General features: G+C 75.0%; 16 protein-coding genes and 1 riboswitch. Of the genes, 10 read left to right on the top strand and 6 right to left on the bottom strand.

Features of this window, described 5'->3' with window-relative positions; genetic code table 11:
- The first annotated feature begins 100 nt into the window (after positions 1-100).
- Together HNR12_RS15175 and HNR12_RS15170 are read left to right on the top strand one after the other, a co-directional pair.
- The gene (locus HNR12_RS15175) at positions 101-973 is read left to right on the top strand and encodes a hypothetical protein (RefSeq protein ID WP_179768106.1); all 873 of its coding nucleotides are present in this window, start codon (positions 101-103) and stop codon (positions 971-973) included.
- Positions 974-1403: 430 nt separating this feature from the next.
- Complete coding sequence (locus HNR12_RS15170; RefSeq protein ID WP_179770626.1) at positions 1404-2369, top strand: serine hydrolase domain-containing protein; 966 nt, start codon at positions 1404-1406, stop codon at positions 2367-2369.
- A gap of 41 nt (positions 2370-2410) precedes the next feature.
- Here HNR12_RS15170 and HNR12_RS15165 read toward each other — a convergent pair whose 3' ends face one another.
- Together HNR12_RS15165 and HNR12_RS15160 are read right to left on the bottom strand one after the other, a co-directional pair.
- On the bottom strand, positions 2411-3187 hold the full coding sequence (locus tag HNR12_RS15165; RefSeq protein WP_246425090.1) for a response regulator transcription factor: 777 nt from the start codon (positions 3185-3187) through the stop codon (positions 2411-2413).
- Between the two features lie 118 nt (positions 3188-3305).
- The gene (locus HNR12_RS15160; protein ID WP_222600613.1) at positions 3306-4610 is read right to left on the bottom strand and encodes a sensor histidine kinase; all 1305 of its coding nucleotides are present in this window, start codon (positions 4608-4610) and stop codon (positions 3306-3308) included.
- Positions 4611-4855: 245 nt separating this feature from the next.
- On the opposite strand from HNR12_RS15160, the gene HNR12_RS15155 reads away from it, so the two are divergent.
- Positions 4856-5650 (top strand): ABC transporter ATP-binding protein, encoded by a 795-nt coding sequence (locus HNR12_RS15155; RefSeq protein WP_179768104.1) that lies wholly within the window; start codon positions 4856-4858, stop codon positions 5648-5650.
- A 5-nt stretch (positions 5651-5655) separates the two neighbouring features.
- Positions 5656-7590: an FtsX-like permease family protein gene (locus HNR12_RS15150; RefSeq protein WP_179768103.1), complete on the top strand. Its 1935-nt coding sequence runs from the start codon at positions 5656-5658 to the stop codon at positions 7588-7590.
- A gap of 386 nt (positions 7591-7976) precedes the next feature.
- Here the strand turns inward: HNR12_RS15150 and otsB are convergent, their stop codons facing one another.
- Together otsB and HNR12_RS15140 are read right to left on the bottom strand one after the other, a co-directional pair.
- The gene (gene otsB, locus HNR12_RS15145) at positions 7977-8813 is read right to left on the bottom strand and encodes a trehalose-phosphatase (protein WP_179768102.1); all 837 of its coding nucleotides are present in this window, start codon (positions 8811-8813) and stop codon (positions 7977-7979) included.
- Between the two features lie 99 nt (positions 8814-8912).
- Positions 8913-9197, bottom strand: coding sequence for a DUF3263 domain-containing protein (locus HNR12_RS15140; protein ID WP_179768101.1), 285 nt, complete (start codon positions 9195-9197; stop codon positions 8913-8915).
- 357 nt (positions 9198-9554) lie between these two features.
- Between HNR12_RS15140 and HNR12_RS15135 the strand changes: the two genes are divergently transcribed.
- Both HNR12_RS15135 and HNR12_RS15130 read left to right on the top strand, forming a co-directional pair.
- Positions 9555-10700 carry a S8 family serine peptidase gene (locus HNR12_RS15135; protein WP_179768100.1) on the top strand — a complete coding sequence of 382 codons (1146 nt, stop codon included), beginning with the start codon at positions 9555-9557 and terminating at the stop codon, positions 10698-10700.
- Between the two features lie 86 nt (positions 10701-10786).
- Positions 10787-11449, top strand: coding sequence for a GrpB family protein (locus HNR12_RS15130; protein WP_179768099.1), 663 nt, complete (start codon positions 10787-10789; stop codon positions 11447-11449).
- A gap of 82 nt (positions 11450-11531) precedes the next feature.
- On the opposite strand, the gene HNR12_RS15125 is transcribed toward HNR12_RS15130, so the two are convergent.
- Positions 11532-12971: an alpha,alpha-trehalose-phosphate synthase (UDP-forming) gene (locus HNR12_RS15125; RefSeq protein WP_179770624.1), complete on the bottom strand. Its 1440-nt coding sequence runs from the start codon at positions 12969-12971 to the stop codon at positions 11532-11534.
- A gap of 349 nt (positions 12972-13320) precedes the next feature.
- Positions 13321-13462, top strand: a riboswitch (SAM riboswitch).
- Between the two features lie 13 nt (positions 13463-13475).
- On the opposite strand from HNR12_RS15125, the gene thrC reads away from it, so the two are divergent.
- The 4 genes from thrC (at position 13476) to HNR12_RS15105 (ending at position 18112) form a co-directional block, all read left to right on the top strand.
- The gene (gene thrC / locus HNR12_RS15120) at positions 13476-14744 is read left to right on the top strand and encodes a threonine synthase (protein WP_179768098.1); all 1269 of its coding nucleotides are present in this window, start codon (positions 13476-13478) and stop codon (positions 14742-14744) included.
- A gap of 81 nt (positions 14745-14825) precedes the next feature.
- On the top strand, positions 14826-15104 hold the full coding sequence (locus HNR12_RS15115) for a MoaD/ThiS family protein (protein ID WP_179768097.1): 279 nt from the start codon (positions 14826-14828) through the stop codon (positions 15102-15104).
- A 343-nt stretch (positions 15105-15447) separates the two neighbouring features.
- Positions 15448-17076, top strand: coding sequence for a chaperonin GroEL (groL, locus tag HNR12_RS15110; protein ID WP_179768096.1), 1629 nt, complete (start codon positions 15448-15450; stop codon positions 17074-17076).
- A gap of 271 nt (positions 17077-17347) precedes the next feature.
- Complete coding sequence (locus tag HNR12_RS15105) at positions 17348-18112, top strand: maleylpyruvate isomerase family mycothiol-dependent enzyme (protein ID WP_179768095.1); 765 nt, start codon at positions 17348-17350, stop codon at positions 18110-18112.
- A gap of 243 nt (positions 18113-18355) precedes the next feature.
- Here HNR12_RS15105 and HNR12_RS15100 read toward each other — a convergent pair whose 3' ends face one another.
- Positions 18356-19309: a LysR family transcriptional regulator gene (locus HNR12_RS15100; protein ID WP_179768094.1), complete on the bottom strand. Its 954-nt coding sequence runs from the start codon at positions 19307-19309 to the stop codon at positions 18356-18358.
- Between the last annotated feature and the right edge of the window lie 7 nt (positions 19310-19316).

Raw genomic sequence — 19316 nt, 5'->3', positions numbered from 1 at the left:
CGAACGGTCAACGCGTTGTACCGCTTGTGGACAACCGCGCGCGGCGGGGCGTCCGGTGCGGATCCGTTCCGGTGCGCGCCGCGTCTGAGGGGAGGGCCCGGTGGGCGCCAACGAGCTGGAGATCGCCGCCGAGGTCCACGCGCTGGTCGACGGCCTGCTGCCGGTGGCCCTGCCGAACGCCTCCTTCGACCGCGCGGCATCCCGCGTCGTGCTGCCCTTCGGCCCCACCACCCTGCGGGCCTCCACCTGGGACCTGCTGGAGCGCTGCGCCGCCGCGCCGCGCGAGCGCTGGCCGGGGCTGGTCGACACCTGGCTGCGCGAGACCGCCGACCTGGCCGCCATGGCCGTCGCCGAGATCGAGCTGCTGGGCGACGTCCGGCGGCTGCTGCGGGTGCGGGTGGTGCCCGCCATGGACGGCGACCGGCGCCGCGAACTGGTGTGGCACCCGGTGGGCCCGCACTTCGACGCCCTGGTGATGGTCGCCCACCCCACCTACGGCGCGCCGCTGTCGTGGCACCGCGCCCGGCTGCTGCAACTGGGCAGGCTGGGTCGGGCGGTGCGGTACACGCTGGAGCGCGAGCTGGCCGACGTGGTGGTCTACGACCGGCCGCTGCGCTCGGGCCACGACGTGCGGGTGGTCACCAAGCCGGGCAGCCCCTATGTGACCCTGCTGCTCACCGAGCTGCGGCGCTACGTGCCGCCGGCGCTGCCCTGCGGCGCGCTGGTGGGCGCCCCCCGCTACGACACCCTGCTGGTGCACCCGGTGACCTCGCGCGCGGCGGTGGAGGCGCTGCCCGCCCTGGCCGCCGAGGTCGCGGCCCTGCACGCGGCGGCCGACGACCCCTGCAGCCCCGAGGTGTTCTGGTGGCGCGGCGGCGACCCCGAGGCGCTGGACCTCCGGCGGGGGCGCCGCGACCTGAAGCGGGCGCTGAAGGGGGCGGGCATGTGGCGCCCGCCCCGCCGGCGCGGCTGACGGCGGGGCCGGGCGGGGCCGGGCGCGGGCCGCCGGCGCGGCCCGTCGGACTCGGGCGGTGCGGGCGGGTAGGCGCCGCGTGGCCGGTTGTGGCCGCGCCCCGGGGCGGCCCCGCGGCACGCCAGGGGATATCGGACGGCGACGGTGGACGAATCTCGGTCGCCGCAAACCGTGGGGCAAAGTCCGGTGGAGCGCGCGCGGATCGGTCGCCGGGATGCGGGCAGCTGCCCCTTTCGCGGGTGTGCGCTCTGATCCGAGCGGGTTTCGGACAGCGGCTTGACCCAACATTGAATCCGTGCATCGAGCGCCCGGGTGACGACGCCACCCCCACTGGGTATCCGCCGATGGGAACGACGCCGGAGGAGGGCACGTGCTGGACGGTGACTGGCTCGCGGAGACCGGGTCCGAGATCCGCGGTGTCCTGAAGGTGATGGTCGACGCCGGGTGGATCCCCGGCGGCACCGCCGTCGTGGGGACCGGGAGCATGTGGGAGTTCGTCGCGGTGGGGGGCACCCACGCCGGCGACGCCGAGCACCTGGCGGCCCCCGACGTCCACTACGACGTGGCGAGCCTGACCAAGATCATGGCGACCTGGCCGCTGGTGGGGCGGGCGGTCGCCGAGGGCCTGATGGACCTCGACGCCCCGCTCGCCGAGCACTTCCCGGGCGGCCCCTACCCCGGCGGCCGGGTCACCGTCCGCCAGATCCTCACCCACACCTCGCGGCTCAACCCGGTGACGTGGCTGGAGCGCTACGTCGGCACCGAGCAGGACCTCGCCGAGGCCATCCTGTCCGAGCCGCTGGACGACGAGGGCTACCGCTACATCGACCGCGGGTTCATCCTGCTCGGCCTGCTGCTGGAGCGGCTGTTCGGCGCCCCGCTGGACCAGTTGGCCGGCGAGCTGTGGTCGGTGGCGGGGATGTCCTCGACCACCTACGGCCCGCTGCCGCGCTCGCCCATGGTGGCGCCCACCGAGCGCCGCATCCCCGGCACCGCGCCGACGTGGGGCGTGGTGCACGACGAGTCCGCCGCGCTGATGGGCGGGGTCGCCGGCCACGCCGGCGTGTTCACCACGGCCATCGACCTGGGGGTGTTCGCCCGCGACCTGCTGCGGGTCTACGGCGAGTCGCAGGGGGCCTCCGGCAGCTTCGCGCACTACCTGCGGCAGAGCTGGCAGCCGCAGGTGCCGGTGGACGAGCGGTTCTCGCGGGGCCTGGCCTGGCTGGTCACCGGCGACGGCCTGGTCTACCACCACGGCTACACCGGGGTCAGCCTGTTCCTCCAGCCCTCGACCGGCCGCTACGTCGGGCTGCTCACCAACGCCGTGCACTACGGCCGCCGCCGCACCGGCCTGTTCGACCTGCGCGCGGCGGTGCGCACCGCCTTCACCGGCTGAGCGGCGGCCCCGGCGCGGCCCGGTCCGGCCCGGGGCGCGGCTCAGCGCTCGGCCGTGGCCCGCAGGTAGGTCAGCACCGCCATCACCCGACGGTGCACGTCGTCGTCGGCGGGCGGCAGGTCCAGCTTGGCGAGGATGCCGCTGATGTGCTTGCCCACCGCCGCCTCGCTGACGAAGAGCGAACGCGCGATGGCGCCGTTGGACCGGCCCTCGGCCATGTGGCCCAGCACCTCGCGTTCGCGCTCCGACAGCCGCGAGAGCGGGTCGCGCCCGCGCCGCAGCAGCTGCCGCACGACCTCGGGGTCGACCACGGTGCCGCCCGCCACCACCTGCCGCAGCGACGCCGCGAACTCCGCCACGTCGGCCACGCGCTCCTTGAGCAGGTAGCCCACGCCCCGGCCGCCGTGGGAGTCGAGCAGGTCGAACGCGTAGCTCTGCTCCACGTACTGGCTCAGCGCCGCCACGGCCAGGCGGGGGCGGGAGCGGCGGAGGGCGACGGCGGCGCGCAGGCCCTCGTCGGTGAAGCCGGGCGGCATGCGGATGTCGGTGACGACGAGGTCGGGCTCGTGCTCCTCGACGGCCGCCTGCAGCTCCTCGGCGTCGCCCACGGCCGCCGCGACCGTGAAGCCGAAGCGCTCCAGCAGGCCGGAGAGCCCTTCCCGCAGCAGGACGCCGTCCTCGGCGAGGACCGTGCGAACCGGGGGACCGGCCGGCGCCGGCGACTCCCGGGGGCGCTGCTCGCGCCCGTGCGCCGCGCCGTCCGGCCCGCTGTGCTCCGTGGCCGCCATCGCCGTCCCTTCGTGAGTGGTGGTCGTCATCGGTGGTGGTCGTCGGCCCGGAGCCGGCGCGGCGTCGGCCGCGGCCGACGCCCGGTGCGCGGGCTCGGTCCGCCGGTAGGGCGCGGGCTCGGGTGCGCCGCCAACTCACACCGGCCGGTCAGCCCCGGGGCAGGCACGGCAGTTCGACGCGCAGCAGGGTCGGGCCGCCGGGCGGGCTGGACACCAGCATTCTGCCGTCCATCACCGCGACCCGGTCGGCCAGCCCGGTGAGCCCGGTGCCCGCCCGGGGGTCGGCGCCCCCGGCACCGTCGTCGCGGACCTCCACCACCAGGCGGCCGCCGTGGCAGCGCGCGGTGACCTCGGCCGCGTCGGCCCCGCTGTGCTTGGCCACGTTGGCCAGCGCCTCCGACACCACGAAGTAGGCGGTGCCCTCGATGTGCGCCGGGCAGCGGCCCGCCAGGTCGGTGCGCACCCGCACCGGCACCGGGCAGCGGTCGGCCAGCTCGGGCAGCGCCGCCGACAGTCCCCGGTCGGTGAGCACCTGGGGGTGGATGCCGCGGATCAGTTCCCGAAGTTCGGCGATGACCTCCTTGGCGCTCTCGTGCGCCGAGGCGACCTGGCGCGCGGCGGGGGAGTCGGGCGGCAGGTCCAGCCGCGCCAGGCCCAGCTCCATGGTCAGCGCCACCAGCCGCTGCTGGGCGCCGTCGTGCAGGTCGCGCTCGATGCGCCGGCGCTCCGCCTCAAAGGCGTCCACCAGCCGGGCGCGCGAGCGGGTGACCTCGGTCAGCTCCGCGCGCAGCTCCTCGCCGGGGGCGCGCAGGAGCGAGCGCGCGAGCGCGGCGTGGACGCCGGCGAGGAGCGCGTGGAGGTACAGCGCGGCCGCGGTCATGGGCACGCCCGCCAGCGCCGCCGCACCGCTCTCCAGCGGCTCGGTGAGCAGCAGCGGCCCCAGGGTGACGGCCTCGCCGCCCGGGCCGGTCAGCAGCGGGGTGGCCAGGGTCAGCAGGCTCAGCGTCAGGGCCGTCCAGGCCAGGAGCGCGGCCGCCGGCAGCACCGTCGCCGCCAGGACCAGGTAGCCGAACGCGCGCCAGGTGGCGGCCTCGGTGAAGCGCAGCCGCAGCCACGGCCACAGGCCGGGGCTGTCGGGCACGCGGTGGGGCGAGCGGAGGGGGCGGTCGTCGGCCACGCGCAGCCGCAGCCGCTCCAGCGCGGCGCCGGGCAGGCTGATCAGCGGGCCGAGGACGCCCGCCAGCAGGCCGCCCCCGACGGCCATGGCGACCAGCGCCGCGACCGAGACGGGGCGGTCCGGCTCGGGCTCGGAAAGGCGGGAGAACAGCACCACCAGCGGCAGGGAGACGAGCAGCAGCGTGAAGGCGTAGCCGGCGCCGGTGAGGGGGGTCAGGGCGTTGTGCGCCAGGGACCGCCACGGCCACGGGGTGAGCAGGAAGCGCGGGGACCGCACGGCGTCCAGCGGGCCGCGCGCGGGGGCGCGCGTGGGACGGGCCGGGCGGGCCGGGGCGTCCGGTGAAGGCGGCGGGGCCGGCCGGGAGGCCGCGTCCGGCGGAGGAGGGGACACGGTCCCACGGTACGCGGGGGCGCCCGCCGAGGTCAGAGGGCTGGGTCCACACGTGGGGTAGGGCTGGGCCTACCCCGCTTCTCCGCCGTTCACCAGTGCCCCGGCGCCCCGCGTGCTGCTGCAATCGGGCCATGATGCAGACGAACGCCGTGCAGTTGCACGCGCTGACACGGGCCTACGGCATGCGGGACAGCCGGGTGGTGGCCCTCGACGGGGTGACCGTCGGCTTCGAGGCGGGCTCATTCACCGCCGTGATGGGGCCGTCAGGCTCGGGGAAGTCGACGCTGCTGCACTGCGCGGCCGGCCTGGACCGCCCCACCTCGGGGCACGCGGTGGTCGCCGGGACCGACCTGACCGGCCTGTCGGAGAAGCGGCTGACGCGGCTGCGCCGCGACCGCATCGGGTTTGTCTTCCAGTCGTTCAACCTGGTCTCGGCGCTCAGCGCGGAGCAGAACGTGGCGCTGCCGCTGCGCCTGGCCGGGCGCCGCCCCGACCGGGCCGCCGTGCGCGCCGTGCTGGGCGAGGTGGGCCTGGGCGGGCGCGAGCGGCACCGCCCCGCCGAGCTGTCGGGCGGCCAGCAGCAGCGGGTGGCGGTCGCCCGCGCGCTGATCACCCGGCCGCAGGTGCTGTTCGCCGACGAGCCCACCGGCGCCCTGGACAGCGGGTCCTCGCGGGTGGTGCTGGAGCTGCTGCGGGCGTTCGCGGGCGTCAGGGGCGGTGGTGGCGGGGCCGCGCGGGCCGGTGCGGACGGCGGGCCGCCCCGCACCGTCGTGATGGTCACCCACGACCCCCTCGCGGCCTCCTACGCCGACCGGGTGCTGTTCCTGTCCGACGGGCGGATCGCCGACTCCCTTGAGGCGCCCACCCCCCAGGAGGTGGCGTCCCGGCTGGCGGCGCTGGAGACCGGGCCGGCGGTGGCGCGGTGACCGCCATGTCCCTGCGCACCCTGCGCGAGCGCTGGGTGCCGTTCCTGGGCACGTTCGTCATCATCGCCGCCGGTGTCACCCAGGTCGCGGCCCTGAACCTGACCATGGCGGCCACCGGGCGCGATCCCGCGTTCGACGGCGTCGTCAACATCCTCGCCATGACCATGATGGTCACCACGTTCGTGTCGGTGTTCGTGATCGCCTCGACGTTCGCGTTCTCGGTCGCCCAGCGGCAGCGTGAGTTCGCGCTGCTGCGCACGCTGGGCAGCGGGCCGCGGCGGATCGCGGTCGTGGTCTACGGCGAGGCGCTGCTGGTGGCCGGGGCCGCGGGCGCGCTGGGCTGCGTGCTGGCCCAGCCGGCGGCCACGGCCCTGCTGGCGCTGCTGCACGGCATCGGCATGGTGCCCGCGGCCCCGCCCGTGCGCTACGAGGCCGCGGCGCTGGTCCTGGCGCTGGGCACCGGCGTGACCGTGTCGCTGGCCGGGGTGTGGGGCCCGGCGCGGCGGATCCGCCGCATCAAGCCGATCGAGGCGCTGCGGGAGGCCTCGGTGGACGCCCGCGCCATGACGCCGGGCCGGTGGGTGCTGGGCCTGGGGTGCGCGGCGATGAGCGCGCTGGCGGGCTGGGCGCTGCCGGAGGCGACCGGCGACGGCGTGCCCGCGCTGACGATGGGCCTGGGCATGAGCGCCATCGTGGCCATGGGCTTCCTCAGCCCGGTGGTGATCCCGCCGCTGGCGGCGGCGCTGACCTGGCCGCTGGGCGGTCTGCCCGGCGGGGGCGCGATGGTGGTGCGGGCCGGGATGTCGGCCGCCGTGCGCCGGACGGCCTCGCTGTGCGCGCCGGTGCTGCTGACCGTGGGCCTGTTCGGGATCGCCATCGGCCTGGTGTCGGTGGTCAACGGGGTTGCGGCGCGCGCCATGGCCGAGTGGACCTCGGCGGAGTTCACCGTGACCGCGACCGGGGGCGGGGGCCTGTCGGCGGACCAGGTGGCGCGGCTGCGGGCGCTGCCGGGGGCGCAAGTGGCGGTGGTCCGCGAGGCGGAGATCGGGATGGGCGGCGCCGCGCACGTGGTGCGGGTGGTCGATCCCGAGGACGCGGCGGCGCTGATCGACCCGCCGGCCGAGGAGGGGGACTTCGCCGCGCTGGGAGCTGACGGCGTGGCCGTGGACGCCGCGACGGCGGGGGAGTACGGCTGGGGCGCCGGTGACGAGGTCCGGCTGCGCCTGCCCGACGGCGAACGCGTCCGCGCACGGGTTGCGGCGGTGCTCGCCGAGGGGCCGTACACGCCGGTGACCTACGTCGCCGCGCCGCTGCTGGCGGGGCACGGCGGGGGGACGGCGACGGCGCCGTACGCCTACGTCGGCACAGGGGGAGGCGCGCAGGCGGCGGCCGGCCATCGCGCCGACGGCGCGGTAGCGGGCACCGGTGCCGCGGGCGGTGACCTGGAGGAGCGGCTGGAGGCGGCGGTCGACGCCGACACGGCCAGGACCGACCCGGTGGGCGCCATCGAGCCCGGCCGCGAGGAGAACAACCGCATGGTGCTGCTGATCGGCGCGGTGCTGCTGGGGATGGCGCTGTTCTGCTCGTGTGTGGCGATCGCGAACACCCTGGTGATGTCCACCGCCGACCGCGTCCGCGACTTCGCCGCGCTGCGCCTGGCGGGAGCCGACCGCGCGCAGGTCCTCCGGCTTGTGGCGGGCGAGGCGGTCGCGGTGGTCGGCATCGGCGCCTTTCTGGGCACGGCCGTCACGGCGATGACGCTGGTGCCGCTGGCCGCGGCCATGGGGGAGGGGCCGGCCGGGGTGGCGCTGTCGATGCCGTGGTGGCAGTTGGGCGTGATGACGGGGGTGTGCGCGGTCATCGCTGTGGCGGCGGCGGTGGTCCCGGCGGCCTTCGCCACCCGCACGAGCCCGGTCCAGGCCCTGGGCGCGCGGGAGTAGGCGGCGGGCGAAGCCGACCGGCGGCCGGTGATATCGGCTGCCGGTCGCCGTCCGTGGGAGCGTCCGTGCCGGTCAAAAGGGGCCGACGATGGCGGCCGGGGACCGGGGGGCCATGGGCGCCACGGCGGCGGCGCGGCGCCGGCCGGTCCCGCGGGCCCCTCGGCGGTCCAGCGCCCTTTACCACGCCGCGGATCCGCGTACGGTCCCGGCCGTTGCGCAGCAGAACCACCCGCCGCCCCCGGCGCGCTTGTCACGGGGTGAGGCGTTGGTCTCCCCCGCGGAACCTTCGGTGACGACCGCCGAGCCGGGCCACCCGCCGCGTTCCCGCACCCGCCGACCATGGCGCCGGCGGACGGCCCGTCCGCCTGCTCGCGGGCGGGGCGGGGTCAGCTCCGGGCCGCGGCGGTGATCTCCTCGCGCAGGGCGGTGAGCAGGCCGGCGACCCCCGGCGGGCCGTCGACCACCAGGTCGGCGCGTTCGGCCAGGGTGGCGACCTCGTCGGAGCCGCTGCACACCGTGATACCGGGGGTGCCCTGCTCGGCGAGGCGGTCGACGGCGTCGAAGGCCGGGAGGTCGCCGAGGTCGTCGCCCGCGTACAGGACGGCGGTGTGCTCGCCCCGGTGGTCGGCGACGGTGACGTTGAGCGCCGCGCCCTTGTCGGTGCCGTCGGGGCGGAGTTCGATGACCCGGCGGCCCGGCTCGACGGTGAGCCCGGCCCGCTGGGCCAGCGCCGCGAGGGGGACCCGCAGCGCGTCGAGGGCGGTGTCGGGGTCGGGGGCGCGGCGGGTGTGGACCGCCAGGGAGCGCCCCTTGTCCTCGATGACGACGCCCTCGGGGGCCTGGGCCCTGCGCAGCAGTTCGGGGAGTTCCTCACGGACCAGCGCCACCCCGGGCGGGGTGCCCGGCGCGGTGACGCGGCCGTCCTCCCAGCGCTCCAGGCCGTAGTGGCCCAGCACCAGGATGCCCTCGACGGAGTCGAGGGCGCCGTACTCCACGGCGACCTCGGCCGGGCGCCCGGTGATGATCACCAGGCGCCCGACCAGAGGGGCGAGCCGCTGGAGTTCGGCGGTGACGCCCGGATAGGCGCGGGCGTCGCGGGGGTCGGAGACGATCGGCGCGAGGGTGCCGTCGAAGTCGAAGGCCAGCACCGCCTCGGCGGGATACCGCACGATCCGCTCCAGCGCGGTCGCGCCCTTGGCGGAACGTGGTTCGGGCAGAGGCATGGGCGGTCGTCTCGCTCCCGTTTCGGTGATCGCGATTGCGGGCGGATGAGATATGCCCTCAGATGGTGCCGCGGAACACTCGTGGTGAGCCCGCGTCCGCTAGAGCTGGATACCCAGCTGGCGGGCGGTGCGCTGGCGGCGGCGGTTGGCGCGCAGGCGGCGCAGCCGCTTGACGGTCATGGGGTCGTAGGCCAGCGCCTCCGGCCGGTCCACGAGCCCGTTGAGGAGCTGGTAATAGCGTGTCGGCGAGAAGCCGAACTCGTTGCGGATGGCCTGCTCCTTGGAGCCTTCGAGCTTCCACCATTGGCGTTCGAAGGCCAGGATGCGCTGTTCACGGTCTGCTAGGTCGGATGCCTCGGTCGCGGGGTCGTCCACCGAAACCACGGACGTTTCTGGATCGACGTGCCCTGGATCGAATGGCCCTGGATCTGACATTGGGCGCCTCCTCGTCCGGATTGGCGCGACTCATGGTAGCGACTCGCCCCGAACGCTGAGGAGCCGATCAGGCATCATCCACCTTGGCGGTTAGTGTTTGCTGTCCTTTGGGGTGTTCACCCGAGTCGCAGGCGCACCGGGCGTGCCGTGCGGCTCCTGGGCCGCTCGGCGCGCGGGCACGTGGAACAATGGCGCCGTCCGTGCCCGGGGCGCCTGGGGCGGTGCACGCCGCGCCGCCGCCCGCACGCCGCGCGCCCGGGTGGACTCACGCGCCGCGGCAGCCTGTCAGTCACGGGGGAAGACACGATGCGCAGTATCCCGCCCGCCGTCCGCGCCGCCTCCGCGGTCTGCGCGGCGCTGCTGCCGGTGCTGGCGCATGCCGCGCCGGCCGCCGCCGACGGTGCGGAGCTGCGCCCCGAGCAGTGGGGGATGGAGCAGATCGGCGCCCCCGCGGCGGCCGAGGCCAACGACGGCGGGGGGATCCTCGTGGCCGTCCTGGACGACGGCGTCGACGGCGACCACCCCGACCTCGCCGACGCGGTCACCGAGGGCACCGACTTCACCGGGGGCGGCGGCGGACCCGGCGCCTCGGGCACCGCCCTGGCCGGGGTGATCGCCGGGCGCGGCCACGGCCGGGAGTTCACCGGCGGGGTGGTGGGCGTGGCCCCGGGCGCCGACCTGCTGTCGGTGCCGGTGGTGGCCGAGGGCGGCGGGGCCGACCGGCTGGCCGAGGCCGTGCGGTACGCGGCGGGCGAGGGCGCCCAGGTCATCACGCTGCCCGCCGGCGCCGCCACCGCCGAGCCCGACGAGTCGGTGCAGGCGGCGGTGACCTACGCCGCCGACGGCGGCGCGCTGGTGGTCGCGCCCGCCGGCGAGGGGGAGTCGGCCTACCCAGGGGGCTACCGCGACGTGCTCTCCGTCGGCGCCGTCACCCGCGACCTCGCCCTGGCGGCGGGCTCGCCGGCCGCCGAGGGCGTCGGCCTGGCCGCGCCCGGCGCCGACATCACCGCGCTGGAGCCGGGCGGGGGCTACACCACCGCCGAGGGCACCGGGGTGGCGACCGGGTTCGTGGCGGGCACCGCCGCGCTGGTGCGCGCCGAGTACCCGCAGCTGCGCCCCGACGAGGTCGCCGAGGTCCTGACCGCGAGCGCGGCGGCCCCGCCCGCCGGCGCGGGCGCGCCGGGGTACGGCGCGGGCGTGGTGGACGCCCGGGCCGCGCTGGAGCAGGCGGGCTCCTCCGCCGAGGGCGTGCCGCTCTACGACGAGGAGCTGGCCCGGGACGCCGATGCGGACAACACCGTCAACTGGCCGCTGTGGTCGGCGGTCGCCGCCGCCGCGGTGCTGCTGGTGGCCGCCGGCGTGGTGCTGGTGCGCCGCGCCACCGCCAACCCCTACGGCTTCCCCGAGCGCTCCGAGCGGTCGCGGCGCGGCGGCGCGCGCCGCCGCCGCTGACCAGGGGCGTGTTGTGGCGCTGCGTTAGCGCGTCGTCGCTGGTGGGCGCCTTGACGTGCGGTAGGCGAACATAGAAGTCTGGGGCCATGCCCCTCGACCAGCTCCCTGAACCCGTTGCCGAGGCCCCGGGCGCCCAGGATCCGCGCCGGGAGGACCCGACCGCCGGCGGTGCCCCGCCGCCCCTGCCGTCGCGCGCCTCGGGTGCCGCCGCGTCCGCACACCGCCCGCACTTCCGCGACGGCCGCGTGCTGCTGGTCGACTACGACCCCAAATGGCCCTACCTCTACCAGCGCGAGGCCGACCGCATCCGCGAGGCCCTGGGCGAGGCCGCGCTGGCCGTGGAGCACGTGGGCTCCACGTCGGTGCCCGGGCTCGCCGCCAAGCCGTGCGTGGACGTGCTGCTGGTGGTGGCCGACCCCGCCGACGAGGACTCCTACGCGCCGCGGCTGGAGGCGGCCGGCTACGCGCTGCGGCACCGGGAGCCCGACTTCCACGAGCACCGGCTGTTCAACGGCCCCGACGTCAACGTCAACCTGCACGTGTTCGGGGCCGGCTCCCCCGAGGTGGGGCGCATGCTGATGTTCCGCGACCGGCTGCGCTCCGACGACGCCGACCGCGCGCTGTACCAGCGCACCAAGCTCGCGCTCGCCGAGCGCGCGTGGCGCGAGGTGCAGGACTACGCCGACGCGAAGTCCGAGGTGGTCGAGGAGATTCTGGGGCGTGCCCGCGCGGCGGCCGGGCGGGCCTGATCGCTCCGCCGCCCCCTGCCCCCGAGGGCGGCCGCTTCCCGGAGAACGCGGGCGGGGACCGCGGCGCCCCCGCCCCGGCGGACTACCGCAGTGAGCGCAGCTGCTCCTCGAACCAGCGGGTGGGCGACAGCGCCGTGGCGCTCTCGACGAGCCGCTCGCAGCGGGCGCGGCGCTCGTCGTCGTCCATCTCCAGCGCCCGGTGCAGGACCCGCGCGGTCTCGCTGACGTCGTAGGGGTTGACCAGCAGGGCGTCGCGGCCGAGTTCGTCGGCGGCGCCGGCCTCGGTGGACAGCACCAGCGCGCAGCCGTTGTCGGAGAGCACCGGCCCCTCCTTGGCGACCAGGTTCATGCCGTCGCGGATGGGGTTGACCAGCAGCACGTCGGCCATGCGGTAGGCGGCCAGCGAGCGCGGGAAGTCGTCGTTGACCTCCAGGATGAGCGGGGTCCAGTCGGCGGTGCCGAACTCCTGGTTGATCTCCTTGGCGACCCGGCGCACCGACTCGGTGTACTCGCGGTACTCGGGGACGTCGCCGCGGCTGGGGTAGGCGAACGCGAGGTGGGTGACCCGGCCGTGCCATTCGGGGTGGTCGCGCAGCAGTTCGCGGTAGCCCTCCAGGCCCCGCACGATGTTCTTGGACAGCTCGGTGCGGTCCACGCGGACGATGAGCCTGCGGTCGCCGACCCGCTCGCGCAGGGCGGCGCGGCGCTCCTCGACGTCGGCCTGGGCGGCGCGTTCGCGCAGGCCGGCGGCGTCGGCGCCGAGCGCGTGCACGGCCACCTCGATCAGCCGCCCGCCGAACTCCACGGTGCGCTTGCTCCAGTCGACCTCGACGCGCAGGAAGGTCTCGCAGCAGCGCAGGAACGCGTCGGCCCACCGCCGGCTGAGGAAGCCCAGGTGGTCGGCGCCGAGCATGCCCTCCAGCAGTTCCCGGCCGATCTCGGCGGGCAGCATGCGGAAGTACTCCGGCGGCGCCCACGGGGTGTGGGAGAAGTGGGTGATGCGCAGGTCGGGGCGGCGGCCGCGCAGCATGCGCGGCACCAGCGCCAGGTGGTAGTCCTGCACGGCCACGCGGGCGTTGTCGGCCGATCCGGTCAGCAGGGCCTCGGCGAACGCGCTGTTGTAGTCGCGGTAGCCCTCCCACTCGCGGCGGAAGGCGGCGTCGAACCGCGGCTTGTTGGGGGTGTCGTAGAGCATGTGGTGCACGAACCACAGCGTGGAGTTGGCGACGCGCGTGTAGGCGTCGGTGAACGTGTCGGCCGGGATGTCGAGCATGCGCACGCGCATGCCGCCCAGGTCGAAGCCGGCGAGGTCCAGCCGCGCGCCGGGGGCCGCGGCCGCCGCCTTGCGGTCGGCCTCCGACAGCGCCGCGCACACCCACAGGGTGTCGCTGGTGGCCGCCACGGAGCTGAGCCCCGATACCAGGCCGCCGCCTCCGCGCCGGTAGTCGAGGGAGCCGTCCTCGTTGATCGAGAAGGACACCGGTCCCCTGTTGGAAGCAACAAGGATCTGCGCCTTGTCCACCTGATCGCCCACCTCTCACCTGGTCACCCGGTCATTGCGCCGATGTTTCGTGCGGCTACACCGATTTGACTACACGGGCAGCCGTCGGCAACAGGGTTCGTTAACGGAAGGTGTCATAGGTCTCGCCTTTAGCGGACGCGCGCAAACACGAGCGGGAGCCGGTCCGGGCTCGCGTGTGCCCGGTTGGGCGGCCCGATCCGGGCGCGGGCGCAGGTCCGGCGGGACCGCCCGGCCGGCCCGCCGCGCGGGTGTTACCCGGATCACCCTCGATGGCAAAGCGGACGAACCGTGGGTTACAGTGTCCCTCGGATCCGGCTGTATTCCGAGCTGGGACCGCACAATTTCACATTGCTCATCCAGAGGGGTGGAGGGACCGGCCCTGCGAAGCCCCGGCAACCATCTCGGTGTGCGTTGCTCGCGATCCCCGCGAGGCGGCCGAGGCAGGTGCCAACTCCGGCCTGGACCAAAGCGGTCATCAGGAAAGATGAGGGGAGACGCCTCGCAATGGCGACCACCGCCGCCCAACCGGCCACCGCTGCCGCCACCCGCCCCTTCGGCTCCGCCGCCGCGCTCTCGTGCCGCGAGTGCGGCCAGCGCTACGACCTCGCCCCGCGTTTCGCCTGCGAGTTCTGTTTCGGGCCGCTGGAGGTGGCCTACGACTTCGGCGACATCTCGCGCGAGGCCATCGAGCGCGGCCCCAAGAACATCTGGCGCTACGCCGCCCTGCTGCCGGTGCCGGACAACGTGGCCGAGCTGCCGAACATGAACCCCGGCCTGACCCCGCTGGTGCGGGCCGACCGGCTGGCCGCCGAGCTGGGCATGCGGGCGCTGCACGTCAAGGACGACTCCGGCAACCCCACCCACTCCTTCAAGGACCGGGTGGTGGCCATGGCCGTCGAGGCCGCCCGCACCTTCGGCTTCCGCACGCTGTCCTGCTCCTCCACCGGCAACCTCGCCGGCGCGGTGGGCGCCGCCGCCGCGCGCGCCGGGTTCCGCTCCTGCGTGTTCATCCCCGCGGGCCTGGAGGAGGGCAAGGTCGTCATGGCGGCCGTCTACGGCGGCCAGGTGGTGGCCATCGACGGCACCTACGACGACGTCAACCGCTTCTGCTCGGAGCTGATCGGCGACCCCGCCGGCGAGGACTGGGGGTTCGTCAACGTCAACCTGCGCCCCTACTACGCCGAGGGCTCCAAGACCCTGGCCTACGAGATCGCCGAGCAGCTGGGCTGGCGGCTGCCCGAGCAGATCGTCATCCCGATCGCCTCGGGCTCCCAGCTCACCAAGATCGACAAGGGCTTCCGCGAGCTGGTCGCGCTCGGCCTGGTCGAGGACCGCCCCTACAAGGTGTTCGGCGCCCAGGCCACCGGGTGCTCGCCGGTGGCGCGGGCGTTCGAGGCCGGCCACGACGTCATCCAGCCGGTCAAGCCCGACACCATCGCCAAGTCCCTGGCCATCGGCAACCCGGCAGACGGCCCCTACGTGCTCGACATCTGCCGCCGCACCGGCGGCGCGGTGGCGCACGTGGACGACGCCGCGGTGGTCGACTCCATCGCGCTGCTGGCCCGCACCGAGGGCGTGTTCGCCGAGACCGCCGGGGGTGTCACCACCGGCGTGCTGCGCAAGCTGCTGGCCGAGGGCGCGCTGGACCCCCAGGCCGAGACCGTGGTGCTCAACACCGGCGACGGCCTGAAGACCCTCAACGCGGTCGAGGCCGGGGTCACCGCCACCATCAAGCCGTCGCTGGACGTCTTCAAGGCCGCCGGGCTGGTCTAGCCGCCGGCCGCCGGCCGCCGGCGGCCCCGCACGCCGCACGCCACACCGCACGAGCGAAAGAGTCAAGGAGCACACCGCCCCATGAGCGTCAGCGTCCGCGTCCCCACCATCCTGCGCACCTACACCAAGGACGCCGCCGAGGTCACCGCCGAAGGCGAGACCGTCCAGGAGGTCCTGGCCGACCTCGACGCCAACTACCCGGGCATCCGGGCGCGCATCGTGGACGACTCCGGCAGGATCCGCCGGTTCGTCAACGTCTACGTCGGCGACGAGGACGTCCGCTTCGCCCAGGGCCTGGACACCCCCACGGTGTCCGGGTCGCAGGTCTCCATCATCCCGGCGGTGGCCGGAGGCTGCTGACCGCTGTTTCCCGGCCCGCGTCCCCGCTTTCGGCAGCGGTCGGGCGCGGGCCGCGGCATGTCCGGTGAGCAGGGCGGGGAAGGGCGGCGAACGGGGCGGGACCGGCGGGTTGACCTGCGGGTAGCCCGCTGGGGAAAACCGCGCGAGGCGTTTGCACTCGCCTAGGGAGAGTGCTAAAAAGGGGATCGTTAGCACTCATGGATCGCGAGTGCTAATCCTGGTTCGAGGCGATGAGACCGCACCCGACGGCAGCGGGGTTGCCGGCCCGGGAGCGGTCGTCCGTCGCGGGCGTCGGCTCGTACCACTTCGCGTATCAGCCCGGTCCCGGGAGGACAAGAAGTCTATGGCAGCCAAACTGATCGCGTTCGACGAAGAGGCCCGTCGCGGCCTTGAGCGCGGTATGAACCAGCTCGCTGACGCCGTCAAGGTCACGCTCGGCCCCAAGGGCCGCAACGTCGTTCTGGAGAAGAAGTGGGGCGCCCCCACCATCACCAACGACGGTGTCTCCATCGCCAAGGAGATCGAGCTCGAGGACCCGTGGGAGAAGATCGGCGCCGAGCTCGTCAAGGAGGTCGCCAAGAAGACCGACGACGTCGCGGGTGACGGCACCACCACCGCCACCGTGCTGGCCCAGGCCCTGGTCCGCGAGGGCCTGCGCAACGTCGCCGCCGGCGCCAACCCCGTCGGCCTCAAGCGGGGCATCGACGCCGCCGTGACCCGCATCAGCGAGGAGCTGGCGAACCTCTCCAAGGACGTCGAGACCAAGGAGCAGATCGCCTCCACCGCCTCGATCTCCGCCGGCGACGTCCAGATCGGCGAGGCCATCGCCGAGGCCATGGACAAGGTCGGCAAGGAAGGCGTCATCACCGTCGAGGAGGGCCAGACCTTCGGGCTGGAGCTGGAGCTCGCCGAGGGTATGCGCTTCGACAAGGGCTACATCTCGCCCTACTTCGCCACCGACCTGGAGCGCATGGAGACCGTCCTTGAGGACCCCTACATCCTCATCGCGAACTCCAAGATCTCCAACAACAACGAGTTCCTGCCGATCGTCGAGAAGGTCCTGCAGGCCGGCCGCCCGCTGGTGGTCATCGCCGAGGACGTCGAGGGCGGCGCGCTGCAGACCCTCGTCGTGAACAAGATCCGCGGCACCTTCAAGTCCGTGGCCGTCAAGGCCCCGGGCTTCGGCGACCGCCGCAAGGCCCAGCTCGAGGACATCGCCGTCCTGACCGGCGGCCAGGTCATCACCGAAGAGGTGGGCCTGAAGCTGGAGAACACCGAGCTGGACATGCTCGGCCGCGCCCGCAAGGTGGTCGTCACCAAGGACGAGACCACCATCGTGGACGGCTCCGGTGACGCCACCGCCATCTCCGGCCGGGTCAACGAGATCCGCAACGAGATCGAGCGCACCGACTCCGACTACGACCGCGAGAAGCTGCAGGAGCGCCTGGCCCGCCTGGCCGGCGGTGTGGCGGTCATCAAGGCCGGCGCCGCCACCGAGGTCGAGCTGAAGGAGCGCAAGCACCGCATCGAGGACGCGGTCCGCAACGCCAAGGCCGCCGTCGAGGAGGGCATCCTGCCCGGTGGCGGTGTCGCGCTGCTCCAGGCCGGCGTCCCCGTCTTCGAGAAGCTGGACCTCCAGGGCGACGAGGCCATCGGCGCCGACATCGTGCGCCGCGCGATCGAGGAGCCGCTGAAGCAGATCGCGATCAACGCCGGCCTTGAGGGCGGCGTGGTGGCCGAGAAGGTGAAGAGCCTGGAGGCCGGCATCGGCCTCAACGCCGCCACCGGCGAGTACACCGACCTGTTCAAGGACGGTGTCATCGACCCGACCAAGGTCACCCGCTCCGCGCTGCAGAACGCGGCCTCCATCGCCGGTCTGTTCCTGACCACCGAGGCCGTCATCGCCGAGAAGCCGGAGAAGGCCGCCCCGGCCTCCCCCGACGCCGGCGGCATGGGCGGCATGGACTTCTAGGGCTTCTCTCCTTCGAGAGGTCCGAAGTCCGGGTACGCGAACACAGTGCCTGCGACGAACGGGCGGTCCCCGCAGGGGGCCGCCCGCTTCGCGTTCCGGGGCCGTCCGCGCCGGCGCCGCCCCGCCTCCACCGGCGGCACGGCCCCCGGTGGTAGCGTCGCAACGGCCTTGTCCGCGCCCGGCCGGGCGCGGCCCAGACCGCCGTACCCGCCCGAGGCCCGCCAGGCCCGGCGCCGCAGCGGCCGCGCGGCGATCAGCACAGGAGGCGACGATGACCGCACCCCGGATCCGAACCGACGACACGGCCGCGGTCCTCGACCTGGTCGAGGACGCCACGCGCCGCCTGCTGGACACGGTCGCCGCGATGCGCCCCGACCAGGTCGGCGAGCCGTCGCTGCTGCCCGACTGGACGCGCGGCCACGTGCTCGCCCACCTGGCCCGCAACGCCGACGCCCTGACCGGTGTGCTGGAGGGCGCCCAGGAGGGCCGCGCCGCGGCCATGTACGCCAGTGAGGAGGCCCGCGCCCAGGGCATCGCCGACGGCGCCGGCCGGCCGCCCCGCGATCAGGCCGCCGACATCGAGGCCACCGCCGAGCGCTTCGCGCGCGCGGCGCGCGAGACCGGCGGCGCGGCGTGGGGGTTCGAGGTGGTGCACCGCTCCGGTGCCCGGTTCCCGGCCTCGGCCCTGCCGTGGAAGCGGCTGGCGGAGGTGGAGTACCACCACGTCGACCTCGACCTGGGCTACCGGCCCAAGGACTGGCCCGAGGAGTTCGTCGGCCACGAGCTGGCGCTGCTGGCCGGCCGCTTCGCGGTGGCCGAGGAGGTGCCGCCCGTGCTGCTGCGCGTCGCCGAGACCGGCGCCGAGTTCCGCATCGGCGCGGCGGCCGGCCCCGCGGTCACCGCCGAGGGCGCGGCGGGCGACCTGCTCGCCTGGCTGGCCGGGCGCGCCGACGGGTCGGCGCTCATCGTGCACCGCGGCGGCCGCCCGGTGGCGGAGCCGGCCCGGGTCCTGCCCGCGCTGCCCGCGATGGCCTGAGCGCGACCACGGGGGCCCGTGCCGTCCGGCGGTGCGGGAGCGTCCGGCGCGGACGGGCGGCAGCGGCGGCTCGAAAATTCCCCGAAACCCGGGAAACGCCTTGTGAATGGGGTATTCGCACTCCGCAATGGGCCGCGGGAAAGTCCGCGGGCGCGGGCGGCGTGCGGTTATCCCATCACGGGCAACTGAATACGGTATGCGTATAAGGCTCGGGCGGGAATGGGGTGCGGACCCGACCCCGTGTTAGGCCGGCGCCGTTCCGCGCAGCGAATCCCGCGGCGCGCCCACGACCTCGATCGCCGTTTTGACGAAAAGGTCCACCGCCGGGCACAGCAGGCCGGACGGGTCGTCGGGCCAGGCCAGTGCCATGGCGTAGGGGCTGGCGTCGGCCACCGGCAGGTACACCACGTCGGCGCGCGGGTTGCGCTCGGCCACGTGGTGGGGCACCAGCGCCAGCGCCTGGCCCAGGCCGACGACCTCCAGCAGTTGCTGCATGTCGTTGACCAGGGGGCCGACCGGCGCCTCGGCGGAGTCGCCGGGATCGGCGGGGTCGGCGTCGGCGCGGTCCTGGCCGGTGACGTAGCGGCGGGCGGCCCCGGTGTCGTCCGGCCAGCGGGGGAACGGCTCGCCCGCGAGGTCGGCGCAGCGCAGTTCGGCGCGCGCGGCCAGCGGGTGCCCGGCCGGCACCGCCGCCACCCGGCGCTCCTCCAGCAGCGGCAGCACGGCCAGTCCGCGCCGGTCGTAGGGGGTGCTGATGACCGCGATGTCGGCGTGCCCGCCGCGCACGGCGGCCGCCGGGGCGCGGTACCCGCTCACCGCGATGGCGGCGGCCGGCGCGCCCGGCAGCGAAGTGTAGGCGTCGACGATCCGGCGCAGCACCTCGGTGCCGCGCCCGGGTTCGGCGGTGGCGGTCAGGGCCGGCGCGGCGCGGGCCGCGCGCCGGGTGCGCCGGGTGGCCGCCGAGACGACCTCCAGCACCTTGCGGCCCTCGTCGCGCAGGGTGAGGCCGGCGGCGGTGAGCCGCAGGGCGCGGTGGCCGCGTTCGAACAGCGGTGCGCCCAGCCGCCGCTCCATGCGCTTTATGGCACGGGACAGCGGAGGCTGGGACATGCCCAGGCGGGCCGCCGCTCGCGAGAAATTGCGCTCTTCGGCGACGGCCAGGAAGTAGCGGATTTCGCGCACGTCGAAGTCCTCCATACCTTGA

Origin of the sequence: Streptomonospora nanhaiensis (genome assembly GCF_013410565.1) — a bacterium.
Taxonomy (GTDB): domain Bacteria; phylum Actinomycetota; class Actinomycetes; order Streptosporangiales; family Streptosporangiaceae; genus Streptomonospora; species Streptomonospora nanhaiensis.
This window is presented reverse-complemented; position numbering and strand designations above follow the sequence as displayed.